Source organism: Flagellimonas algarum (assembly GCF_040513375.1).
In the GTDB taxonomy this organism is placed as follows: domain Bacteria; phylum Bacteroidota; class Bacteroidia; order Flavobacteriales; family Flavobacteriaceae; genus Flagellimonas_B; species Flagellimonas_B algarum.
This window is the reverse complement of the sequence record NZ_JBEVTG010000001.1, coordinates 21,008-41,755: the sequence shown is the minus strand read 5'-3', so window position 1 is coordinate 41,755 and position 20,748 is coordinate 21,008. Positions and strand designations below refer to the sequence as shown.

The 20,748-nt window shown below is 47.2% G+C and carries 18 protein-coding genes; 7 read left to right on the top strand and 11 right to left on the bottom strand.

Going from position 1 to position 20,748, the window contains the following annotated elements:
• Positions 1 to 291 precede the first annotated feature (291 nt).
• The 3 genes from ABV409_RS00200 to rpsO form a co-directional block, all read right to left on the bottom strand.
• Positions 292 to 1,155, bottom strand: coding sequence for a sigma-70 family RNA polymerase sigma factor (locus ABV409_RS00200; RefSeq protein ID WP_073180565.1), 864 nt, complete (start codon positions 1,153 to 1,155; stop codon positions 292 to 294).
• 162 nt (positions 1,156 to 1,317) lie between these two features.
• Complete coding sequence (locus tag ABV409_RS00195; protein ID WP_353875431.1) at positions 1,318 to 3,531, bottom strand: polyribonucleotide nucleotidyltransferase; 2,214 nt, start codon at positions 3,529 to 3,531, stop codon at positions 1,318 to 1,320.
• A 178-nt stretch (positions 3,532 to 3,709) separates the two neighbouring features.
• Positions 3,710 to 3,979, bottom strand: a complete 270-nt coding sequence (gene rpsO, locus ABV409_RS00190; RefSeq protein WP_353875430.1) for a 30S ribosomal protein S15 — start codon at positions 3,977 to 3,979, stop codon at positions 3,710 to 3,712.
• Between the two features lie 256 nt (positions 3,980 to 4,235).
• Between rpsO and ABV409_RS00185 the strand changes: the two genes are divergently transcribed.
• Positions 4,236 to 5,117 (top strand): hypothetical protein, encoded by an 882-nt coding sequence (locus ABV409_RS00185; protein ID WP_353875428.1) that lies wholly within the window; start codon positions 4,236 to 4,238, stop codon positions 5,115 to 5,117.
• A gap of 44 nt (positions 5,118 to 5,161) precedes the next feature.
• Here the strand turns inward: ABV409_RS00185 and accD are convergent, their stop codons facing one another.
• The 3 genes from accD to tamL are packed head-to-tail and all read right to left on the bottom strand — an operon-like array spanning position 5,162 to position 9,754.
• Positions 5,162 to 6,022, bottom strand: a complete 861-nt coding sequence (accD, locus tag ABV409_RS00180) for an acetyl-CoA carboxylase, carboxyltransferase subunit beta (RefSeq protein WP_353875427.1) — start codon at positions 6,020 to 6,022, stop codon at positions 5,162 to 5,164.
• Between the two features lie 15 nt (positions 6,023 to 6,037).
• Entirely contained in the window at positions 6,038 to 7,105 is a 1,068-nt protein-coding gene (gene fbaA, locus ABV409_RS00175) for a class II fructose-bisphosphate aldolase (protein WP_353875426.1), read from the bottom strand.
• 54 nt (positions 7,106 to 7,159) lie between these two features.
• Positions 7,160 to 9,754, bottom strand: coding sequence for a translocation and assembly module lipoprotein TamL (gene tamL / locus ABV409_RS00170; protein ID WP_353875425.1), 2,595 nt, complete (start codon positions 9,752 to 9,754; stop codon positions 7,160 to 7,162).
• A 25-nt stretch (positions 9,755 to 9,779) separates the two neighbouring features.
• Here tamL and ABV409_RS00165 point away from each other — a divergent pair, with 25 nt between their 5' ends.
• Positions 9,780 to 10,499, top strand: a complete 720-nt coding sequence (locus ABV409_RS00165) for a TrmH family RNA methyltransferase (protein WP_425589984.1) — start codon at positions 9,780 to 9,782, stop codon at positions 10,497 to 10,499.
• Between the two features lies 1 nt (position 10,500).
• Here ABV409_RS00165 and porT read toward each other — a convergent pair whose 3' ends face one another.
• On the bottom strand, positions 10,501 to 11,199 hold the full coding sequence (gene porT / locus ABV409_RS00160; RefSeq protein ID WP_353875423.1) for a type IX secretion/gliding motility protein PorT/SprT: 699 nt from the start codon (positions 11,197 to 11,199) through the stop codon (positions 10,501 to 10,503).
• Between the two features lie 4 nt (positions 11,200 to 11,203).
• A complete protein-coding gene (gene ubiE, locus ABV409_RS00155) occupies positions 11,204 to 11,932 on the bottom strand; it encodes a bifunctional demethylmenaquinone methyltransferase/2-methoxy-6-polyprenyl-1,4-benzoquinol methylase UbiE (protein ID WP_353875421.1) in 729 nt (242 codons plus the stop codon).
• A 193-nt stretch (positions 11,933 to 12,125) separates the two neighbouring features.
• On the opposite strand from ubiE, the gene trkA reads away from it, so the two are divergent.
• From trkA to ABV409_RS00135, 4 genes are all read left to right on the top strand, one after another.
• Positions 12,126 to 13,475, top strand: coding sequence for a Trk system potassium transporter TrkA (gene trkA, locus ABV409_RS00150; RefSeq protein ID WP_353875419.1), 1,350 nt, complete (start codon positions 12,126 to 12,128; stop codon positions 13,473 to 13,475).
• Positions 13,475 to 14,965: a TrkH family potassium uptake protein gene (locus ABV409_RS00145; protein ID WP_353876867.1), complete on the top strand. Its 1,491-nt coding sequence runs from the start codon at positions 13,475 to 13,477 to the stop codon at positions 14,963 to 14,965. The genes trkA and ABV409_RS00145 overlap by 1 nt, the downstream gene beginning before the upstream one ends.
• Positions 14,966 to 15,069: 104 nt before the next feature.
• A complete protein-coding gene (gene lhpI, locus ABV409_RS00140) occupies positions 15,070 to 16,032 on the top strand; it encodes a bifunctional Delta(1)-pyrroline-2-carboxylate/Delta(1)-piperideine-2-carboxylate reductase (protein WP_353875418.1) in 963 nt (320 codons plus the stop codon).
• Entirely contained in the window at positions 16,025 to 17,092 is a 1,068-nt protein-coding gene (locus tag ABV409_RS00135; protein ID WP_353875416.1) for a proline racemase family protein, read from the top strand. Before lhpI ends, ABV409_RS00135 begins: the two co-directional genes overlap by 8 nt.
• A gap of 1 nt (position 17,093) precedes the next feature.
• Here the strand turns inward: ABV409_RS00135 and ABV409_RS00130 are convergent, their stop codons facing one another.
• Together ABV409_RS00130 and ABV409_RS00125 are read right to left on the bottom strand one after the other, a co-directional pair.
• The gene (locus tag ABV409_RS00130) at positions 17,094 to 18,287 is read right to left on the bottom strand and encodes a pyridoxal phosphate-dependent aminotransferase (RefSeq protein ID WP_353875415.1); all 1,194 of its coding nucleotides are present in this window, start codon (positions 18,285 to 18,287) and stop codon (positions 17,094 to 17,096) included.
• Between the two features lie 13 nt (positions 18,288 to 18,300).
• Positions 18,301 to 19,401, bottom strand: a complete 1,101-nt coding sequence (locus ABV409_RS00125) for a fatty acid desaturase family protein (RefSeq protein WP_353875413.1) — start codon at positions 19,399 to 19,401, stop codon at positions 18,301 to 18,303.
• A 110-nt stretch (positions 19,402 to 19,511) separates the two neighbouring features.
• On the opposite strand from ABV409_RS00125, the gene rsmG reads away from it, so the two are divergent.
• A complete protein-coding gene (gene rsmG, locus ABV409_RS00120; RefSeq protein WP_353875411.1) occupies positions 19,512 to 20,135 on the top strand; it encodes a 16S rRNA (guanine(527)-N(7))-methyltransferase RsmG in 624 nt (207 codons plus the stop codon).
• Positions 20,136 to 20,186: 51 nt separating this feature from the next.
• Here the strand turns inward: rsmG and ABV409_RS00115 are convergent, their stop codons facing one another.
• Positions 20,187 to 20,705 (bottom strand): DinB family protein, encoded by a 519-nt coding sequence (locus ABV409_RS00115; RefSeq protein WP_353875410.1) that lies wholly within the window; start codon positions 20,703 to 20,705, stop codon positions 20,187 to 20,189.
• Between the last annotated feature and the right edge of the window lie 43 nt (positions 20,706 to 20,748).

Sequence of the window (20,748 nt, the reverse complement as noted above, 5' to 3'; positions counted from 1 at the left end):
CGGGAGCTTCCCTGTCATCCCGAAAAAGGGGATTCCGAGTGCCATATGTCCAAATGATTGACAGTCCCAGCCAAGGTAAGAACGGTCGGGATTTCCTTCCGAAATCATATAGAATTTAAGGTAAAATACTGATTGTGAAGTGTATATAAATGAAAAACTCCGGTAATCAGCCGGAGTTTATTCATCAATCAAAAAACGAACAGTCATGATAAACTGTTGTAGTGCTACAAATTACAACTTTAATACCAAAAAAACAATTTAAGGTTTATTTAACTGTAATTTGCTCGGGATTTATCCCAAATATGTCTTTAAAATCTTACTTCTTGAGGTATGTTTCAAACGTCGGATCGCCTTTTCCTTGATCTGTCGAACGCGCTCACGGGTCAAGTCGAAGGTCTCCCCGATTTCTTCCAAGGTCATGGAATGTTGACCTGCCAAACCGAAATAAAGTCGAATGACGTCGGCTTCCCTTGGGGTCAAGGTTTCCAAGGCACGTTCGATTTCGGTACGAAGCGATTCGTGCAACAATTCCTTATCCGGGTTCGGTGATTCCCCACTGCGGAGTACATCGTATAGATTCGAATCTTCGCCATCGATCAAAGGGGCGTCCATGGATACGTGACGTCCTGAATTTTTCAAGGATTGCTTGACATCTTCGACGGTCATATCCAATTCCTTCGCGATTTCCTCCGCAGAAGGTACCCTTTCGTGGGCCTGCTCCAAGAAGGCGAAGGTCTTATTGATTTTGTTGATCGATCCGATTTTGTTCAAAGGAAGACGGACGATACGCGATTGTTCCGCCAAAGCTTGAAGAATCGACTGACGGATCCACCATACCGCATAGGAAATGAACTTAAACCCACGGGTCTCATCGAAACGCTGGGCCGCTTTGATCAAACCCAAGTTGCCTTCGTTGATCAAATCGGGCAGGGTCAAGCCCTGGTTTTGGTATTGCTTGGCCACGGACACTACGAAACGCAGGTTGGCCTTGGTCAATTTTTCCAAAGCGATTTGGTCACCAGCCTTGATACGTTGGGCCAATTCCACTTCTTCATCGGCCGTGATCAAATCAACTTTTCCGATTTCTTGCAAATACTTGTCCAACGAGGCGGTCTCCCTATTGGTGACCTGTTTTGTAATCTTTAACTGTCTCATCTAATTTCCCTTCTAATTAAGTCGTCGAGCTTGGGGCTCATATGGTTATACGTAAGAATTCTGAAAATGTTACAATTTGGTAAAATTTATTCCGAAAAATTTTCGTATCCATAAAAAAACCCCCGGATACTTCCGAGGGTTTATCATTTGATCAAAGACGGGTTAATCCCTGTCCCTTCTTGGTTTCCTGTCGCGGTTGCCACCACCACGTCGATCACCACGGTCATTACGTGGAGGACGCTCTTTATACCCTTCCGGTTTTGGCAACAATGCCCGACGCGATACTTTTTCTTTTCGCGTTCTTGGATCCAATCCAAAGTACTTGACATCGAATACATCACCCATGTTGACGACATCCGAGACTTTCTCGGTACGTTCCCAGGCGAGTTCGGAGACGTGGAGCAAAATTTCGTTGCCCGGGGCCTCCATATATTCGACTACCGCACCGAAATCAAGCATTTTGATGACTTTGACCTCGTATACGCTACCCACTTCGGGTTTGAACATTAAGGCATCGATTTTGGCAATAACCGCGTCGATACCCTCTTGGCCAGTACCCAAGATCTCGACGATACCTTCTTCGGTATCGGGATCTTCGTTGATAACGATAGTGGTATTGGTTTCCTTCTGTAGCTCTTGGATGACCTTACCTCCAGAACCGATAACGGCACCGATGTACTCATTTGGAATGATCTTGGTGACGATTTTCGGAGCGTAGGATTTGACCTCGGCATTCGGGGCCGCGATCGTATCGGTCAAGTGGTTCAAAATATGCAAACGGCCATCTTTGGCTTGCATCAAGGCTTTTACCAAGATCTCATAGGAAAGACCTTTCACCTTGATATCCATTTGACAAGCGGTAATACCATCTGCGGTACCGGTCACCTTGAAATCCATATCCCCCAAGTGATCTTCATCACCCAAAATATCGGAAAGCACGGCATAATTACCGGAATCGGCATCGGAAATCAATCCCATGGCGATACCTGAAACCGGTTTTTTCAATTGCACACCGGCATCCATAAGGGCCATGGTACCCGAACAAACGGTTGCCATCGAAGAAGAGCCGTTCGACTCCAATACTTCGGAGACTACACGTACGGTATAAGGGCAATCATCAGGGATCATGCCTTTCAAAGCCCGTTGGGCCAAGTTTCCGTGACCGACTTCCCGTCTTGAGGTACCACGAATAGGTCGGGCCTCACCGGTTGAAAACGGAGGGAAGTTGTAGTGCAGGTAAAACGTTTCCTCACCTTCGTATGAAGGCATATCGATGATGTTGGCATCCCTTGAAGTTCCCAAGGTCACCGTTGCCAAGGCTTGCGTTTCCCCACGGGTAAAAATCGATGATCCGTGAACCGAAGGCAAATAGTCGATCTCACACCAGATGGGTCGGATCTCATCGGTCTTACGTCCATCCAAACGCAATCCTTCGTTCAAGGTCAGGTTACGTACGGCTTCTTTTTCGGCCTTGTGGTAATACTTGGAAACCAAATCACCGACTTCCTCCAATTCCTCTTCGGAAAAAGACGCCTTGATCTCTTCTTTGATCGCTCCGAAGGCTTCGCTGCGTTCATGTTTGGCCGATCCTTTTTTCGCGATTTCATAAACACGGTCGTAAGCCATTCCGTGTACCTTTTGTTGCAAGGCCTCGTCTTCGGCTTCCGGTTCGTATTCACGGACGTCTTTTTTACCGACCGCTTCGGCAAGTCGTACCTGGGCGGCACATTGTACCTTAATGGCTTCATGGGCGAATTTAATGGCCTCGACCATTTCCTCTTCGGAGATTTCGCTCATTTCACCTTCGACCATCATAACGGAGTCTTCAGAAGCCCCGATGACCATATCGATGTCGGAATCCTTCAATTGGGCCCGTGTCGGGTTGATGATCAGTTCACCGTCTACCCGCCCTACTCGGACCTCTGAAATCGCACATTCGAATGGGAAATCGGATAATTGGATGGCTGCGGATGCTGCCAATCCGGCCATTGCATCGGGCATGACATTCTCGTCATGCGACATCAATTGGATCATCACCTGGGTCTCAGAGTGGTAATCTTTCGGGAAAAGTGGTCGCAATACGCGGTCAACGAGACGCATGGTCAATACCTCGCCGTCACTAGGGCGGGCCTCACGTTTGAAGAAACCTCCAGGGTAACGTCCTGCTGATGCGAATTTTTCACGGTAATCAACGGTCAAGGGCAAAAAATCGACGTCTGAAGCCTTGTAGTTCGATACTACGGTACAGAGCATCATGCACTTGCCGGACTGGACCACAACGGAACCGTGTGCCTGTTTGGCCAGTTTTCCGGTTTCGATAGAGATTTCCCTACCGTCACCGAGGTCAATGACCTCTTTAAAAGTCTTTGGAATCATAATACATTAATACTACCCCTGAACAGGGGCAAATTCAACAATTGGTCTTCCGTCATCCTGACGGTCGGGTTGTGTTGTGTTGTCGACCAATGAAAAACTGAGTACAGCTTTTTGTGTTGCCTTTCCATGGGAAAGGACTTAAAAAAATAGGGGAGGCAAAAGCCGCCTCCCCAAAAAATTATTTTCGAATACCCAATTCCTTGATCAAGGAACGGTACTTTTCGATGTCTTTTTTCTTCAAATAGTCCAATAGACTACGTCTTTTACCAACCATCTTCACCAAGGATCGCTCGGTGTTGAAATCTTTGTGGTTTTTCTTAAGGTGTTGGGTCAAGTGGTTGATCCTGTGCGTGAACAACGCGATCTGCCCTTCAGTCGAACCGGTGTTGGTCGCTGAGCCGCCGTGTTTCTTGAAAATGTCGGCTTTTACTTCTTTGCTTAAATACATTCCAATATTATTTAAATGATTTTTATGTATCCGATTGGTTCTCAATCAGGGCGCAAAGATACTTCCTTTTTTTAAAATGAAAAATTGCGGGCTGATTAAACCTTTTCGATTTTGGTCGGTCATAGGAACGTATGTCAAAAATTTGATCTCCGGATTCACTATCAACAGATGCTAGCCAAGATGGCGAAATTCGGAAAAAAATCGCCCCAATACGATTTAGGGCTTTACGAATGTTAAACAATTAAAAAGCTACACAATGAAAAAGAGTCTCAAACCAATGAACTTTTCAAAACAGGTATGGGTAATGGCCGCCTTTGGTGCCTTGACCTTCACCTCATGTGAAACGGAAGAATCGACGACCGAGGAATCCTTGACGACCCAAGAGGTCATCACCGCGACCGAACTGAACTACAGTGACGAATCGGATCAAATTGCTGAAGAAGTCGCTTCGATAGCCGAAGATGTTTACGCTACGGAAGAAATCACGGCGATTTCGAAAAGCAGTTACCGTTCGGATTTTCTTCCGGACTGTGTGACCATTACGACCGTATCAACCGATACCACCCGAGAAAAGACCATCGATTTCGGTGCGGGTTGTGAATTGCCCAATGGCAATGTATTGAGCGGAATAATCGTTATGAGCTACGCCATTGATATGGAGTTGGCCGAAAAAACGATTACCCTGGCCTTAGAGGATTTTACGTTCAATGGAGTGGCCGTAGCCGGTGGAGCCGATATATTAAGGATGCGTTCCAATGAGAGCGGCAACCCACAGGCCACCGCCAATGCCTCCTTTAACGCTACCTGGCCCGATGGGGAAACGGCTTCTTTCAACGGAACGCGTACCCGCGAATGGATCGAGGGGTACGGAAGTGGTTTTTGGGGAGACAATGTATTTTTGATCACCGGGAACAGGACCTTCGTCAATAGAGCGGGGAATACTTTCGAAAAGGTGGTTACCGTACCACTTCGTCGCGAGCTTTCATGCCGATTTATCGTTAGCGGGGTCCTTGAAATATCCAGAAACGCCAATACCGCGAATTTAGACTTCGGTGATGGTAGTTGTGATGCCAAGGGTACCCTGACCTACCCTGATGGGAGTTCCGATGAGGTTTTCCTTAGAAGGTTTTTGAAATAAGACCGATAAATAAAAAAAGAAAGCCCTGATCATCAGGGCTTTTTTTATTGTCGAACCGGATTATTCTGGATAAGATCGATATACAGATTGATCTTTCTTTTCAAATCCCTCCGGTGTGAGATAAAATCCAAAAAACCATGCTCCTTGACGAATTCCGCTGTTTGGAAACCGTCGGGCAAGTCTTTTCCGGTCGTATCCTTAACGACGCGGGGACCTGCGAAACCGATCAAAGCGCCAGGTTCGGAGATGTTGATATCACCCAACATGGCATAGGATGCCGTGGTACCTCCGGTAGTCGGATCGGTACAAAGCGATATGTAAGGTATCTTGGCTTCGGCCAATTGCGCCAATTTAGCGGATGTTTTGGCCAATTGCATCAAGGAAAGGGCCGCTTCCATCATACGGGCGCCACCTGATTTCGAAATCATCAAAAATGGGATTTTCTTTCGCTTGGCGACATCGATGGCCCTGGCGATTTTCTCACCGACCACACTTCCCATCGAACCTCCGATAAAACTGAAATCCATACAGGCGATGACCAACTCTTTCCCCAAAGATTTACCCACCGCGGTGCGAACGGCATCGTTCAAACCTGTTTTGGCCTTAGCGGCTTTCAAACGATCGGTGTATTTTTTGGTATCCGTGAACTTCAAGGGGTCTTTCGAACTCAATTTCTCGTCCAACTCCTTATAATCGTTATCGTCGAAAAGGATTTCGAAATATTCCTTGCTGCCGACCCTGACATGGTAATCATCTTCAGGGCTGACATAAAAGTTCTTGGCGAGCTCTTCGGATTCGACGATTTTTCCAGTGGGCGATTTGTACCAAAGGCCCTTGGGAGTGTCTTTTTTCTCCTCCGTCGCGGTCTGTATCCCTTTTTCCTTTCTTTTGAACCAAGCGGTCATATGATTGAATTTAGCTTAGAGGGTATTGATATTGTTCAGGTCTTCGAAAGCCTGTTTTAAGCGATCTCCGAATGACTTTTCGCCATCTCGGAGCCATACGCGTGGATCGTAGAATTTCTTGTTCGGTTGATCATCACCATCAGGATTGCCGATCTGCGATTGCAAATAACCTGATTTTCCTTGAACGTAGTCACGTACCCCGGCCATGAAGGCGTACTGTAAATCGGTGTCGATGTTCATTTTGACGACGCCATAACCGATGGCCTCACGGATTTCTTCAAGAGACGATCCCGAACCTCCATGGAAAACGAAATCGATATGGTTGTGACCAACGCCGTATTTGTTCGAGATAAACTCCTGTGAGTTTTTCAAGATTTTCGGTGTCAAGGTAACGTTACCTGGTTTGTACACCCCGTGAACGTTTCCGAAAGCGGCCGCTACGGTGAATCGTGGCGATACTTTGGAAAGCTCCTCGTAGGCATAAGCCACTTCTTCGGGCTGTGTGTAAAGTTTGGAGCTATCGACATCGGTATTGTCAACACCGTCTTCCTCACCACCAGTAACCCCCAATTCGATTTCAAGGGTCATGTCCATTTTGGCCATGCGCTCCAAGTACTGCTTGCAGATTTCGATATTTTCTTCGATCGGTTCCTCTGAAAGGTCGATCATATGGGAACTGTACAAGGATTTTCCGGTGGCTTTGTAGTGTGCTTCACTGGCATCCAAGAGCCCATCGATCCATGGCAAGAGTTTTTTGGCACAGTGGTCGGTATGCAAGATGACCGTTGCCCCATAGGCCTCGGCCATTTCATGTACGTGCTTCGCACCTGCGATACCCCCAAGAATGGCCGATCGCTGGTTTTCATTGGAAAGCCCTTTGCCCGCATTGAATTGGGCCCCACCATTCGAGAATTGGATGATGACGGGTGAATTCAAATTGGCTGCGGTTTCCAAAACGGCATTAACCGTATTCGATCCGATCACATTGACCGCGGGAAGGGCGAACCCTTTCTCCTTGGCGTAGTTGAATATTTTCTGGACTTCATCGCCGGTAGCAACGCCCGGCTTGATGGAATGAGACATAGTTTCGTCGGTTACAGGTTAAAACAGTAAGCAAAAGTAATAAAATAATCAGGCTTAAAAAGGATAATTGATGCCGATATTGAGTACCGCTTCGTTTAGGTTGAAGTTGGTAAACCAACGATCTGAACCGATCAATGCGGGGTTGTAGGTTTTGAAGCCCGTATCCAATCGGATGACGAAATAGGTAAAGTCGTAGCGTAGGCCAAAGCCGGTACCCAGGGCGATATCCCCCAAAGATTCAAAACCGTTGAAGGTAGCATCGGGGTCGTCTACATTATCGAACACGTTCCAAATATTGCCCGCATCGGCAAAGAAGGCCCCCTTGATATCCCCAACGATGGGAAATCGGTATTCAAGGTTAAAGGCCAATTTAAAGTTCGCTTCATTGAAATCGTTGAGGTTCTGGGTGCGGCCCGGACCTAAGGAATATACATCCCAAGCCCGATTATCATTTGATCCCCCGCCGAAATAACTGCGTACAAACGGGATGTTGTCCGAATTGCCGTAGGGTATGGCCAAACCCATAAAGCCCCGAAACGCCAGTACATTGGTGTTCGAAAGGCTCCAGTGTTTGATGTAGTCGAATTCCGTTTTCACGTATTGGGAATAGGGTACGTTGAACACCAAGCCCTGTTCGCTATCGTTTTGATTGAAGGGGATGAAATTCTCGAAAAGGGCCAGCATATTCCCCGCACTTTCCAAACGGATGCGGTATTGGAAGAAATTATTGTCCTTGATATCGACCCGATTGTCTTTCTGGTAGGTGAAGTTCGAACTAAAGATCAGGTTGTTGCTCGTCAACCGTACCCTCCGCTCTTCAATACTGCGCACCTGATCGAAATCATCTTGGTCCAAGGCCAGGCCTTGGTTGAGGATGGCGTCGGTGAACCCCGTGGTACCGTCGGTGATGATCAGTTCGGGTTCATCGTCCGGATCGGATGCAGCATCCACGTTTTCATCGAAAAATCCTTCGAATCCTTCAACATCCTCGTAGGCATCGGCAATACCGTCAAGCGAGTTGTAGGTGTTGCCATACACATTGTAAAAGTCCCCAGTGTCGGTATTGCGAACGAACTCGATATTCAATAGTTCGAGGGTGTTCTTCTGAAAATTCGAAGGAGACCAACTGTAGCTCACAATGGAATTCAACGACTGCCGATCCAAACCGATGTTTTGCTGAAAGTTGGTACCGATCGATACCCGGGTCTGGGGAACCATATAATACGGGATGATTTTTTCCGTATTGATCGGGAACCAAATTCTTGGGAAGGTGAGGTTGATATCACCCCCGATTTCGGAGGTAAAGGTCTCGTCGGACGCATTATCACTTAAAAAACCGATGGATCCCCTTGCCGACAAACTCAAGGTTTCGGCCCCGCCGAAAATATTTCTGGTGATGACCGAAGTACTAAAACCTGCGCCTAGCTGCTGGATATTGGACCTGCTGATGTCAAAATCCAAGCCCAACGAATACTTCGAGCGGGGCACCAAATAGATGTTCGAGGTGAGGTATCGCCCGGTTTCATCAGGTACCAGCTCAAAACTGGGGTATTTGAAGGTGTTCAGGTTGACAATCTGGCGTTTACTACGGATCTCATCCAACTCCCGGTAAATGCTGTCTTTTTCAAAGAAAATCGCATCGGTCAAGGCTTCGGGCCGGTATTTGAGTTCCTCTTGAAAGAAAATGGTGTAATTCTCATACGTAATCGAATCCAAGGTGCTTTTGTCGGTATTGAACCGATAATCCGAGTAGATGTTGATATTTTTAAAGCGATTGACTTGATAAGCCAAGGTTCCGACCGAATCGCCCGGACGTTTCAGGTTTTCGATATTGAGTTCCACATCCATCTTCTGATCGTCGGCCAATTGGGTGGTATCCCTCAAAATATTATAATTGATCGAACTCTCTTGAAAATTGTAGATGCCTGAATTCCTGAACAAGTTGGTCAAGCGTTGGCGCTCACCACCGAATTTGGCCAAGTCGAATTGTTCACCCGCCTTGACCAATGAGCCTTCCACATTTCGAGCCAAGATCGAATCGAGGTCTTTTGAGGCGATGTTCTGTGAGAGGCTATCGATAAAATAAGGTTTGCCCAAAGCCACGTGATAGTTGATTTCAGCCCGTTTACGTTTGCCATAGGGTTTGATTTCATAAGACGCTTGGTTGTTGAAGTACCCCTTGCTTCCGTAATAGGTTTCAAGGCGTTCCATGGACTTGTTCGTTCGAACGGTGTCGATAATCGCCGGTGCTTCACCAATGCGCTTAAAAAGGTTGCTGTAGCCTTTTACAACAAAGGATTGACCCAGGCGATCGACCTGTTTGTTCGAAAGCAAACGCCCCAATCGTTTTTTGCGTTTCGGTTTGCGCTGCAACCAGTCTTGGTAAAGGGAATCCGGATTTTCCTTGGCGAGATTATAAATGTTCAAACGCAGCGGATACCCGAGTACACTGCTGTTCGGGCGTTGTGAAATCAGGTTTTTAATGGCGTCATCGGTGACTTTGACACTATCGGCATAGATGCTGTTCTTCGTGAGCAATAACTCCTCGTCTCCGACCTTTTTGATCGCATTGCAAGAAGCTAAGGCACATGCTAATAAGAATAAACCTATTTTTGCCTTACTTTTTTTAAGCACCAACCGTAGCTTCATAAAGGTCAAAATTACATGATTTCATATGGTTAGCAAAAACCGACTTAAGCTGATCAAGAGCTTACATCAAAAAAAGTACCGAAATCAACACCGACTCTTTTTTGTGGAAGGTAAAAAAATGGTCGATGAACTGGTTCAAGCCGGCATGCGACCCTTTGAACTTTTAGTGACCGAAGCTCAACAGGAATTTTTTAGCCATCCCGAACAGCTAAGCATACCTGACAAAGCACTTGAAAAAATTAGTGCGTTACGCAATCCGAACGGGGTTTTAGGGGTTTTCCACATGCCCGAGACCCGACCACCCGATACCAAAGGTTGGCTATTGGTTTTGGATGGTGTTCGGGATCCCGGAAATCTGGGGACCATCATCCGGCTTTGCGATTGGTTCGGTGTTGGCACCCTGATTTGCTCTGAGGATACGGCCGATGTATACAATCCCAAGGTGCTGCAAGCTACAATGGGTTCGTTCGCGCGGGTCAATGTGGTTTATTCCGATTTGCTTCCCTTTTTGGATCAGTATGACGGACCGATCTATGGAACCTTCATGGAAGGAAATTCGATTTATAAGGCACGGTTTCCGGAAAAAGGAGTGTTGATCATGGGGAACGAAGGGTCTGGAATCTCAACCGAAGTCACCCAACGGATCACTGAAAAAATCGGTATCCCATCGCATGGTGACAGTCTGGCCGAGAGTTTGAACGTGGCCAATGCGACCGCCATCTGCCTCAGTGAATTGCGCAGGTAGCTTATTCGAAAGTAAAATTGATGAAAATACCCCGGGTACGCATGGCATTGATGTTGCCGGTCCATGGGCTATTCGGGTCCTCATCCCGCACCAGTTCGTCATTTAGGGCGAACACGCCGCGAATCGAAGGGGTAAACTTGAAGTATTCGGTGTAGAAATCGATCCCGAACCCCAATTCATAGCCATAAACGTTTTTCTTCATCCGGAACTCCCCGCTGCTATTGTCTTCCAAACTGTCTTCTTTGGCACCTAGGTTAAGTGCGGTGTAGACCCCGCCGATGACAAAAGGTTTGATATTATTGAACCTACGGGTACTGACCTTGAGCAGGAACGGAAAGCGAATATAGGTCGACCGGACTTCACGAATGGCATCATTGGCTTCCTCAAAGTTCGGAAAGCCCAAATCCCTTTGGGTATATAACAGGCCGGGCTCAAAGCGGAAATCCAGGAATTCATTGATGCGTAATTCCCCCAATACCCCGACATTGAAGCCAAAACTTTTATTGACCAAGACGTCTTGCCCAATGTCGTTTTCATATTCAAATTGGAAATCATATTGGTTGAATCCGAGAAAGTACCCGAAATTGATAAGCTTCTTATCCTCATTTTGGATATTGAGGATCGGATCTTTTCCGAATTGGGCATGTATCGTTAGACAGCAGAACGCGGTCAACAACAAAAACGATGAGGTTTTTTTCATTCAGTTACTTTGACGCTACATAAATAGTGGCAACCCCGAACGTTTGGGGTTTGTTCTCTATAGCTATAAACCCCGTTTTACTTAAAATATTGTTGAACTCCTCACCATGTGGAAAGACGGCCGCTGATTTCGACAGGTAGCGATAGGCTGTCCGATCTTTTGAAAACCAACGCCCAATGGCGGGTAAAAGGTAGCCTGAATACAGGTGGTACCCTTGTTTGAATGGAAATTTAACCGGTACCGAGGTTTCCAACACCACGAAAGAACCTCCGGGTTTCAATACCCGGTATATCTCGGCTAACCCTTTTTCCAAATTTTCAAAATTCCGAACCCCAAAGGATACCGTGATGGCATCAAAGCTGTTGTCGTCAAAAGGAAGGTGCTCACTATCCCCCAATTGCATGGTGATGGTAGCATCGAGCCCTTTTTTAAGGATCTTTTCCTTGCCGACTTCCAACATCCCGGGGGAGATATCGAGGCCAATGATCTTTTTGGCCCCCGTTTCGACCAAATTGACCGCGAGATCACCAGTGCCCGTAGCGATATCAAGTACGCTTTCCGGTTTTGCTTTGGCGACTTCCTTGACCACCTTTTTACGCCACTTTACGTCAATACCCAGCGAAATCACCCGGTTCAATCCGTCATATTCTTTAGAAATAGCGTCGAACATCTGGGTGACCTGCTCCTTTTTCCCCTTTTCGGAATCGTCATAGGGTCGTACGTTTTGCGACATAGCGGAATTTTGGGTGCAAAGATACAATCTCGTTGCCCATGCCCGGTAGTAGGGCAACAAAATAAATTATGTAATTTTGCCGAAAATCAACACTTTGGATTTTAAGAAGGGCATGCCCATGCCGCATGACAGACACGCTTTCCGAGAAACGTTAATGATATACGGTGATTCTTTTTAAACGTAGAAAAGCAAAATGAAGATAATCATTGCAGGAGCTGGTGAAGTTGGATTTCATTTGGCCAAACTCTTGTCATACGAGGCCCAGGAAATTACCCTGATCGATACGGATAAAGAAAGTCTCTCCTATGCCGACAACCATTTGGACATCAGGGTACTTCGAGGTGATGCCACCTCAATTGAAGTACTGCAAGATGCCAAGGTGGCGGCTTCCGATTTGGTCATTGGGGTAACTTCGTCCGAAACCACCAACCTCACCCTTTGTTTGTTGGCCAAACAATTGGGGTGCAAGAAAACCATTGCCAGGATATCGAATACCGAATTCGTAGACAACCGGCAATTGATCAAATTCGACGAGTTGGGCATCGATGAGCTGATCTCACCCGAAGAATTGGCGGCAAGTGAGATTCAATTGCTTCTAAACCAATCGGCTTTCAACGATACCTACGAATTTGAAGCGGGCCTATTGACCATGGTGGGGGTGTTCTTACCGAAATCGGCCCCTTTCGTCGGAAAGATGGTGAAAGAAGCGGCAAAGATCTTTCCTGAGATCCATTTCATGCCGATCGCCCTACAACGTATGGGCACGCAATATACCCTAATTCCTAGGGGTGATACCGTCTTCAAGGAAGGCGATCAGGTCTATTTCATCACAGCTGCTGAAGGGGTTGAAGAGTTGTACAAGCTCACCGGGATGCAAAAGAAAGACATCAAAAACGTGATGATTTTAGGTGGTAGCAAGGTCGGATACAATACCGCACGAGATCTTTGCGCAAAGAAATTCAATGTCAAGCTGATTGAGAAGAGCAAAGAAAAAGCTTTTGATATGGCCGATGATCTTCCGAATGCCTTGGTGATCAATGGCGACGGACGAAACGTGGAGCTTTTGGAAGAGGAAAGTTTGGAATCGATGGATGCCTTCATCGCAGTCACGGGGAATTCGGAAACCAACATCATGTCATGCCTCGTGGCCAAATCGAAAAAGATCAAAAAGACCATTGCCTTGGTCGAGAACATGGATTATTTCCAGTTGTCGCAGTCTATCGGTATTGACACCTTGATCAACAAAAAACTTTTGGCAGCCAACAACATTTTCCGCTATGTCAGAAGGGGAGAGGTGCTGGCTTTGACCCGGTTGAACAGTTTGAACGCCGAAATTTTGGAGTTCGAAGTAAAGGCCTCATCCGTAGTGAACGGAGAGATCATCCGCGAATTGAATTTTCCAAGGGAAGCCATCATAGGCGGGGTCATCCGCGATGGCAAAGGGATCATCGCCTTGGGCGATTTCAAGATCGCCGAAGGGGATAAGGTCGTGGTCTGCAGTCTACCCAAGGCCATTCCCCAGATAGAAAAGCTCTTTTTATGATGGGATTGAATTTCCGGATCATCGTTCACATCATGGGCCTATTATTGCTTTGCAACGGCTCGTTTATGTTCGTGGCCGCGTTGGTCAGCGGAATTTACAAGGATGGGGCGACACTTGATATCACCTTGGCTGCTATCGTCACCATGTTGGTGGGGGTTATGGCTATGTTCTACACCCGGGGACATCGCAAAGAGGTAAAACGTAAAGAGGGGTACATTATCGTGACTTTCGGATGGTTGATCATGTCGATCTCCGGGGTATTGCCCTATATTTTTTCGGGCACTATTCCCAGTTTGACCAATGCATTTTTTGAGACAATTTCGGGCTATACGACGACCGGAGCTTCCATTCTCGATGATATTGAGGCCATGCCCAAAGGGATACTGTTTTGGAGGAGCCTTACCCATTGGATCGGTGGTATGGGGATCATCGTCTTGGCCATAGCCATTTTGCCACTGCTCGGAATCGGTGGTATGCAGCTTTTTGCGGCAGAGGCTCCTGGACCTGGAGGAGACAAGCTCCATCCCCGGATTACCGATACTGCCAAACGGCTTTGGCTTATTTATGTCGGATACACCATTGCCGAAACCCTTTTGTTGCGTTTGGCCGGGATGTCCTTTTTCGATGCGGCCAATCATGCTTTGGCGACCTTGTCTACGGGTGGGTTCTCTACCAAAAACGCTAGTTTGGCCTATTGGAACGCCCAGCCTTTGATCCAATACATAACCATGTTGTTCATGTTTTTGGCAGGTGCCAATTTCGTGATGAGCTATTTTGCTTTTACCGGAAAGGTGCAGCGAGTGATCAAGGATGAAGAATTCAAGGTATATAGCATTTTCATCATCATCTTTACCATTGTGGCGACCTTGATCGTCTATTTTCGGGCGAACATGCCGGTTTCCGATTTTCATCCGCAGGTTTTCGGGGGCTTCGAAAGCGCGTTCCGACATGGCTTGTTCCAAGTGTTGGCCATCGTGACCACCACCGGATTCGTTACGGCTGATTTCACCTCTTGGACCCCTTTTCTCACCATTTTCTTTTTTGGATTGATGTTCCTGGGGGGTTCTGCGGGATCCACGGCAGGGGGGATCAAGGTCATGCGGCACTTATTGATCATCAAAAACGGGATCCTGGAATTCAAGCGCACCTTGCATACCAATGCGATCATACCGGTGCGGTATAACAACAAAACGGTGACCGAACACATTGTCTATAACATCATCGCCTTTTTCGTGCTCTATATGTTGTTGTTCATTATCGGGGCCTTGGTATTGGGCTTGATGGGCCTTGATTTCGTATCGGCCATTGGTGGCGCGGCCTCTTCTTTAGGTAACGTAGGTCCGGCCTTGGGCGATTTGAATCCCGTCAGTAATTACAACAGCTTGCCCGATTTAGGCAAGTGGTGGTGTGCGTTCTTGATGCTCTTAGGACGTTTGGAATTGTTTACCGTCTTGATTTTATTAACCCCCTATTTTTGGCGACGTACCTAGAAACGATCGTTCCACTGTCGGTAAAACCGGAGCTTCACCCGCGATTGGATAGCTGTAAATCTCTGTGTACATTTAGGAGCGGTTAAGATCATCAAATCATAGCTTTGGACTTCCAAGACGCCTTATTTATCGGAAAATCGTTCATGGAGGAACACACCTCCTTTCCTGAATTGGTAAAACGCATCGGGGTCGCCTTTGCCACAGGTGCGGCCGTAGTGCCGCCTCGGCACCATCATGATTTCAAAAACCGCCCCGACGCACCCAGCAATACCTTGCTTCTCATGCCTGCATGGACCTTGGGTGAAGATCTTGGGGTGAAGGTGGTTACGGTGAACCCGGAAAACTCCAAAAAAGGGATGCCGGCCATTCAAGGCATCTATCTCTATATGGATGCCGCTACCGGTACCCTGAAAGCGATTATGGACGCCAAAGTACTCACTGCGAAACGTACGGCAGCAGCCTCAGCCCTGGCTTCCACTTTTCTATCGAGATCCGATGCCCGCTCCCTGCTGATGATCGGAACCGGCGCCTTATCCAAAAACCTGATTTTGGCCCATGCTTCGGTACGGCCATTGACTCAAATCTACGTTTGGGGCCGCGATTTTTCCAAAGCACAGGCCATTGTCGAAGCGCTGGGTGGTGCCACATTTTCCATTGAAGCCGTAGCTACCATCGAATCGGTGCTTTCATCGGTGGATATCGTTTCTTGTGCCACCCTTTCTCCAGACCCCTTGGTTTTTGGTAAGCTATTGGTTCCGGGTCAGCATGTCGATTTAGTCGGTGCCTATAAACCCGATATGCGCGAATCGGATACCGATGTCATCATTGGATCGCAAGTGTATGTCGACTCCATGATGGCACTCGAAGAAGCCGGTGATCTCGCCATACCAATACGAAAGGGCCGCATCGATGCTACCCATATCAGAGCGGATTTGGCTGAATTGACCAGTGGTGCGAAACCAGGCCGTACCAATGATGGGGAGGTAACGGTTTTCAAATCGGTCGGCCATGCCTTGGAAGATTTGGTGGCGGCCCAATATTATTATCAAAAATCCACCCATGGGTAATACCTATTTGAATAGCAAACGTTTTAGGCAACCTGACCTTCCTGATGATTGGTTGCAAATTAAAACCATGGACCTCCATACAGGTGGTGAGCCTTTACGGGTGATTTTGGACGGTTTTCCGGAATTGCAAGGGAACAACGTTCTTGAGTATCGCAACGATTGTCTTTTGAAGCACGATACCTTACGCCGTGCCTTGATGTTCGAACCAAGGGGGCATGCCGACATGTACGGTTGCCTCTTGGTACCACCAAATGATGCTACCGCTGATTTCGGTATCATCTTTATGCATAATGAAGGATATAGTACCATGTGCGGTCATGCCATTATCGCCATTTCGGTCTTGGCCTTTACCCTAGGTTGGAAACCGATCCAAACAGGCACGAATACCTTGATTATCGATGCGCCATGCGGGCGGATCACTTCGTTTGTCGATTTCGATGCCCAAAAAAACGTACAAAAAGTGGCTTTTCACTGTGTGCCGAGTTTTGTACTGGCCTTGGATGCCCAAATCGAGTTGCCCGGTTTGGGGACGGTCCGCTATGATCTCGCCTATGGAGGGGCTTTTTATGCCTATGTCGATTTGGCGAAGAACTCCTTGGGACTCGAACTCCGACCAGATCTCGTAACACGGCTTATCGATGTCGGTATGCGTATCAAAAAAGGGATCATCGCTAGCGAAAGGGTCATCGATCATCCCTTTGAATCCGACTTGGGGTTTCTTTACGGCACCATATTCATCGATACCGCATCCAGAGCGGGCTTGCATAGCAAAAACGTCTGTATTTTCGCCGATGGCGAGGTAGACCGTTGCCCAACGGGATCCGGGGTTTCAGGACGCATGGCCATCCATGATCGTCGAAAAGAGATCCAATTGGACCAACCGATAGAAATCGAAAGTATTACGGGGTCCACCTTTAAGGGTAGTGTGGTCGAACGCTTACCCTATGGTCTTTACCAGGCGGTCGTTCCCAAAGTAGAGGGAATGGCCTATATCACGGGCAGCCACACTTTCGTAATCGACCCCAATGACCCACTGAAAAACGGCTTCTTGGTGCGATAAGTTATTGGCCTACCGCTTTTTTGATCCGCGCAATGGCTTCGGTAATCTGGGCCTCAGAGGCCGCATAGGAAATTCGGATACCCGTTCCGTTTCCGAAGGCATCACCGGTAACGGTGGCTACGTTGGCATGTTCCAAAAGGTACAAGGAGAAATCGGAAGCATTGTTGATGGTGACCCCATTCAATTCCTTACCGAAAAAAGCCGAAATATTTGGAAACACATAAAAAGCCCCTTGGGGTTCATTGCATTCGAACCCGTCGATGTCGTTGAGCAACGACAAGATCAATTGCCGTCTGTTTTTAAACTCATCCACCATATACTGCACGCGATCTGGGGATTCGGTCAAAGCGGTGATTACGGCACGCTGTGCAATACAATTCGCTCCACTGGTGACTTGGCCCTGCAATTTGTTCGAAGCCCTGGCGATATAACTAGGTGCGCCGATATAACCGATCCTCCATCCGGTCATGGCAAAGGCTTTGGCCACACCGTTCACGGTCACCGTACGGTTATACATGTCTTCAAAGGAAGCCATGGAGGCGTGCGGCGTACCCCCATAGTTGATGTGCTCATAGATTTCGTCACTGACCACGATGATCTGGGGGTGTTTTTGTAAGACATCGGCAAGTCCGCGCAATTCTTCTTTGCTATAAATCGAACCACTGGGGTTACAGGGCGAGCTGTACCAAAGCATTTTGGTTTTTGGGGTAATAGCCGCTTCCAATTGTTCCGGTGTCATTTTGAAATCGTTTTCCAAGGTGGTGGCCACTTCGACCGGCACCCCGCCCGTCAATTTTACGATATCCGAATAGCTAACCCAATACGGGCAAGGCAAGATCACTTCGTCTCCAGCGTTCAAACAAGCTTGGGCGACATTGTACAGGGCTTGTTTCGCCCCAGTGGACACGACGATCTGTGAAGGTTCGTAATCGAGCCCGTTATCGCGTTTGAATTTGGTGATGATCGCTTCCTTAAGTTCCACATAGCCGTCTACCGGGGTATAGGAGTTGTAATTGTCGTCTACGGCCTGCTTCGCTGCTTCCTTAATGAAATCGGGAGTATTGAAATCGGGTTCCCCCAAACTCAGTCCGATGATGTCCTTTCCCTCGGCTCGTAATTCCCTGGCCTTAGCGGCCATAGCTAGGGTGGCCGAAGGCACTAAACTATTAATGCGGTCAGAAAGTCGGTTGTCCATAAGTCGTGGTTTGCTAGTATTGCAAAACGGGCTGTTTGCCCAGTTCTTTCAAGTGTTTGAAGTGCGAAATTATAGCTTTTCTGGTAGTTTTATATTCATTGTACGGCAAATTAAATTCCTTGGCCGTCTGTTTCACAATTTTCGAAATTTTTGTGTAATGGATGTGGCTGATGTTCGGGAAGATATGATGTTCGACCTGATGGTTCAGACCACCGGTAAACCAGTTGACGATCCGGTTTTTGGTACCGAAATTGACCGTAGTGAACAGTTGGTGGATCGCCCAGGTATTTTTCATGGTTCCGCTTTCATCGGGCAACGGGGTATCGGCATCATCGACGATATGGGCCAATTGGAAGATGACGCTCAAGATCACTCCGGCAACATAGTGCATGATGAAGAACCCTAATAATACTTGCCACCAAGGAGCATCGACGAAAACCATCGGCAATACGATCCAAACCGTGATATAAATCAATTTGGTCACCACCAAGGTACTCCAATTGATCACCGGATTCGGCAATTTGCCATAAGACAGTTTGCGCTTCATATAGCGGTACATCTGTTGAAAGTCAGTCGTAATGGCCCAGTTGAAGGTCAAAAGGCCATACAGCAATATGGAATAATAATGCTGGAACTTGTGGTGTTTGCGCCATTCGGCATGCTTGGAGAACCGAAGGATGCGACCCGCTTCCATATCTTCGTCATGCTCATGGATATTCGTATAGGTGTGGTGTAGCACGTTGTGCTGTACCTGCCAATTGTAGACATTGCCAGCAAGGATGTAGATGCTGCTTCCCATCAATTTGTTTACCCATTTTTTGTTGGAATACGAGCCGTGGTTGCCGTCATGCATCACGTTCATGCCCACACCGGCCATGCCGACACCCATGGTGATGGTGAGTAACATGTAGGCCCAAAAAGGGAGGTCCAAAGTGAGAATGAGAAAATAGGGGGTCAAGAAAATCGCGAACATGACGATGGTCTTGAGGTGTAGTTTCCAATTCCCCGTTTTTTTGATTTTATTTTCGCTAAAATAGGTGTTGACCCTTTTGTTGAGTGTTCTGAAGAATTGGGCGGAATCTTTTCTTGAGAATCGGATGGTCTCCTTTTCCATAAATTTATTTTTTACAAAGGTAACCAAACCTGCAGTGGGAAGGCCACCATTTTGAAAACGGTTGTAAGGTACCTAAAAGTATTATTTTTGGCCAAATTAACAATTGGTCGATGAATGCAGCCTTAGTTTATGAATATTTTACCACTCTAAACGACGTTCAAAAAAACCAATTCGAGCGGTTGGCCGGACTCTACCAGGATTGGAACCAAAAGATCAATGTCGTTTCAAGAAAGGATATCGAAGAGCTATACCTGAGGCATGTGCTCCATTCTTTGGGCATTGCCAAGGTGCAGCGGTTCAATGAAGGTGCGGATGTGCTTGACGTAGGCACTGGTGGTGGGTTTCCTGGTATTCCGTTGGCCATCCTATTTCCAAAGACCCGATTTACCTTAGTCGATTCCATCGGTAAGAAAATAAAGGTGGTCGAAGAAGTCAAAGAAGGACTGGGTCTTGAGAACGTTACTACCTTTCACGGTAGGGTCGAAGCGCATCATGGAAAGTTCGATTTCATCGTGAGCCGGGCCGTGGCCGCCATGCCGACCTTTGTGCACTGGACCGACGGAAAACTCAAAAAACGCTCGCTTCACGAACGTAAAAACGGTATTCTGTACTTGAAAGGAGGGGATTTGACCGAGGAGCTTGCCAACTTCCCCGAAGCGGAGATTTTTGATCTAAAGGACTTTTTCAAGGAAGATTTTTTCGAGACGAAGAAAGTGGTATATCTCACCCAATAGTGGGCCAGCTCCCTTAAGACATAAAAAAAGCCCCAAACGGGGCTTTTGCGATTATTGTTGTTGGCTCCAAGGCGGTACCACGCCGTTCGAACGCGCATAGGCGATCAATTGGCCTTTGTGTTCGCCATTGTGTTCCATCATGGCGAGTAATCCGCCGAGCATGTTCATTTTAGCAAAACCGAAATCGACTTCATCCCCTAGCTTTGCGGTTTCGACCATATCGATTTTTTCCAAAACGAAGGCATTTGATTTCTTCAAGGCAGCGATGATATTCTCCTTGCCGGTAATTTTTCCCAAGGCCATCATATCGACATCTTCAGGTGGCGGGAACCCCATTTTGGATGCCAAAAAGTAATTGCCTCCCGCAACGTGCAATAAGGCTTCACCGACCGAGTTGACCCCGTCTGAGGGCCGCCAATCGTATTGGTCTTCTGAAAAGGCTTCAGCCAATTGAATGACTTGACCTTGATTTTGGGTCAAAATTCCTTTAATCGTATTCTGAACCATAGCGTCTTGGGCGAGAAGACCACTAGTGACCATGGTTAGAACAAGCACTGCAAATTTTTTCATTGTGATTGTGTTAGATTGCGTGTCACTGATTTTCAGCGAACTA

Bases quoted from the DNA above. Each gene is read 5' to 3' on its own strand.
- ABV409_RS00165 (WP_425589984.1), top strand. From the start codon at position 9,780: ATGGTTAGCAAAAACCGACTTAAGCTGATCAAGAGCTTACATCAAAAA.
- ABV409_RS00195 (WP_353875431.1), bottom strand. From the start codon at position 3,531: ATGATTCCAAAGACTTTTAAAGAGGTCATTGACCTCGGTGACGGTAGG.
- fbaA (WP_353875426.1), bottom strand. From the start codon at position 7,105: ATGTCTCATTCCATCAAGCCGGGCGTTGCTACCGGCGATGAAGTCCAG.
- ABV409_RS00130 (WP_353875415.1), bottom strand. From the start codon at position 18,287: ATGGACAACCGACTTTCTGACCGCATTAATAGTTTAGTGCCTTCGGCC.
- ABV409_RS00200 (WP_073180565.1), bottom strand. From the start codon at position 1,155: ATGAGACAGTTAAAGATTACAAAACAGGTCACCAATAGGGAGACCGCC.
- trkA (WP_353875419.1), top strand. From the start codon at position 12,126: ATGAAGATAATCATTGCAGGAGCTGGTGAAGTTGGATTTCATTTGGCC.
- rsmG (WP_353875411.1), top strand. From the start codon at position 19,512: ATGAATGCAGCCTTAGTTTATGAATATTTTACCACTCTAAACGACGTT.
- ABV409_RS00135 (WP_353875416.1), top strand. From the start codon at position 16,025: ATGGGTAATACCTATTTGAATAGCAAACGTTTTAGGCAACCTGACCTT.
- rpsO (WP_353875430.1), bottom strand. From the start codon at position 3,979: ATGTATTTAAGCAAAGAAGTAAAAGCCGACATTTTCAAGAAACACGGC.
- accD (WP_353875427.1), bottom strand. From the start codon at position 6,022: ATGACCGCTTGGTTCAAAAGAAAGGAAAAAGGGATACAGACCGCGACG.
- ABV409_RS00145 (WP_353876867.1), top strand. From the start codon at position 13,475: ATGGGATTGAATTTCCGGATCATCGTTCACATCATGGGCCTATTATTG.
- porT (WP_353875423.1), bottom strand. From the start codon at position 11,199: ATGAAAAAAACCTCATCGTTTTTGTTGTTGACCGCGTTCTGCTGTCTA.
- ABV409_RS00115 (WP_353875410.1), bottom strand. From the start codon at position 20,705: ATGAAAAAATTTGCAGTGCTTGTTCTAACCATGGTCACTAGTGGTCTT.
- tamL (WP_353875425.1), bottom strand. From the start codon at position 9,754: ATGAAGCTACGGTTGGTGCTTAAAAAAAGTAAGGCAAAAATAGGTTTA.
- ABV409_RS00125 (WP_353875413.1), bottom strand. From the start codon at position 19,401: ATGGAAAAGGAGACCATCCGATTCTCAAGAAAAGATTCCGCCCAATTC.
- ABV409_RS00185 (WP_353875428.1), top strand. From the start codon at position 4,236: ATGAAAAAGAGTCTCAAACCAATGAACTTTTCAAAACAGGTATGGGTA.
- ubiE (WP_353875421.1), bottom strand. From the start codon at position 11,932: ATGTCGCAAAACGTACGACCCTATGACGATTCCGAAAAGGGGAAAAAG.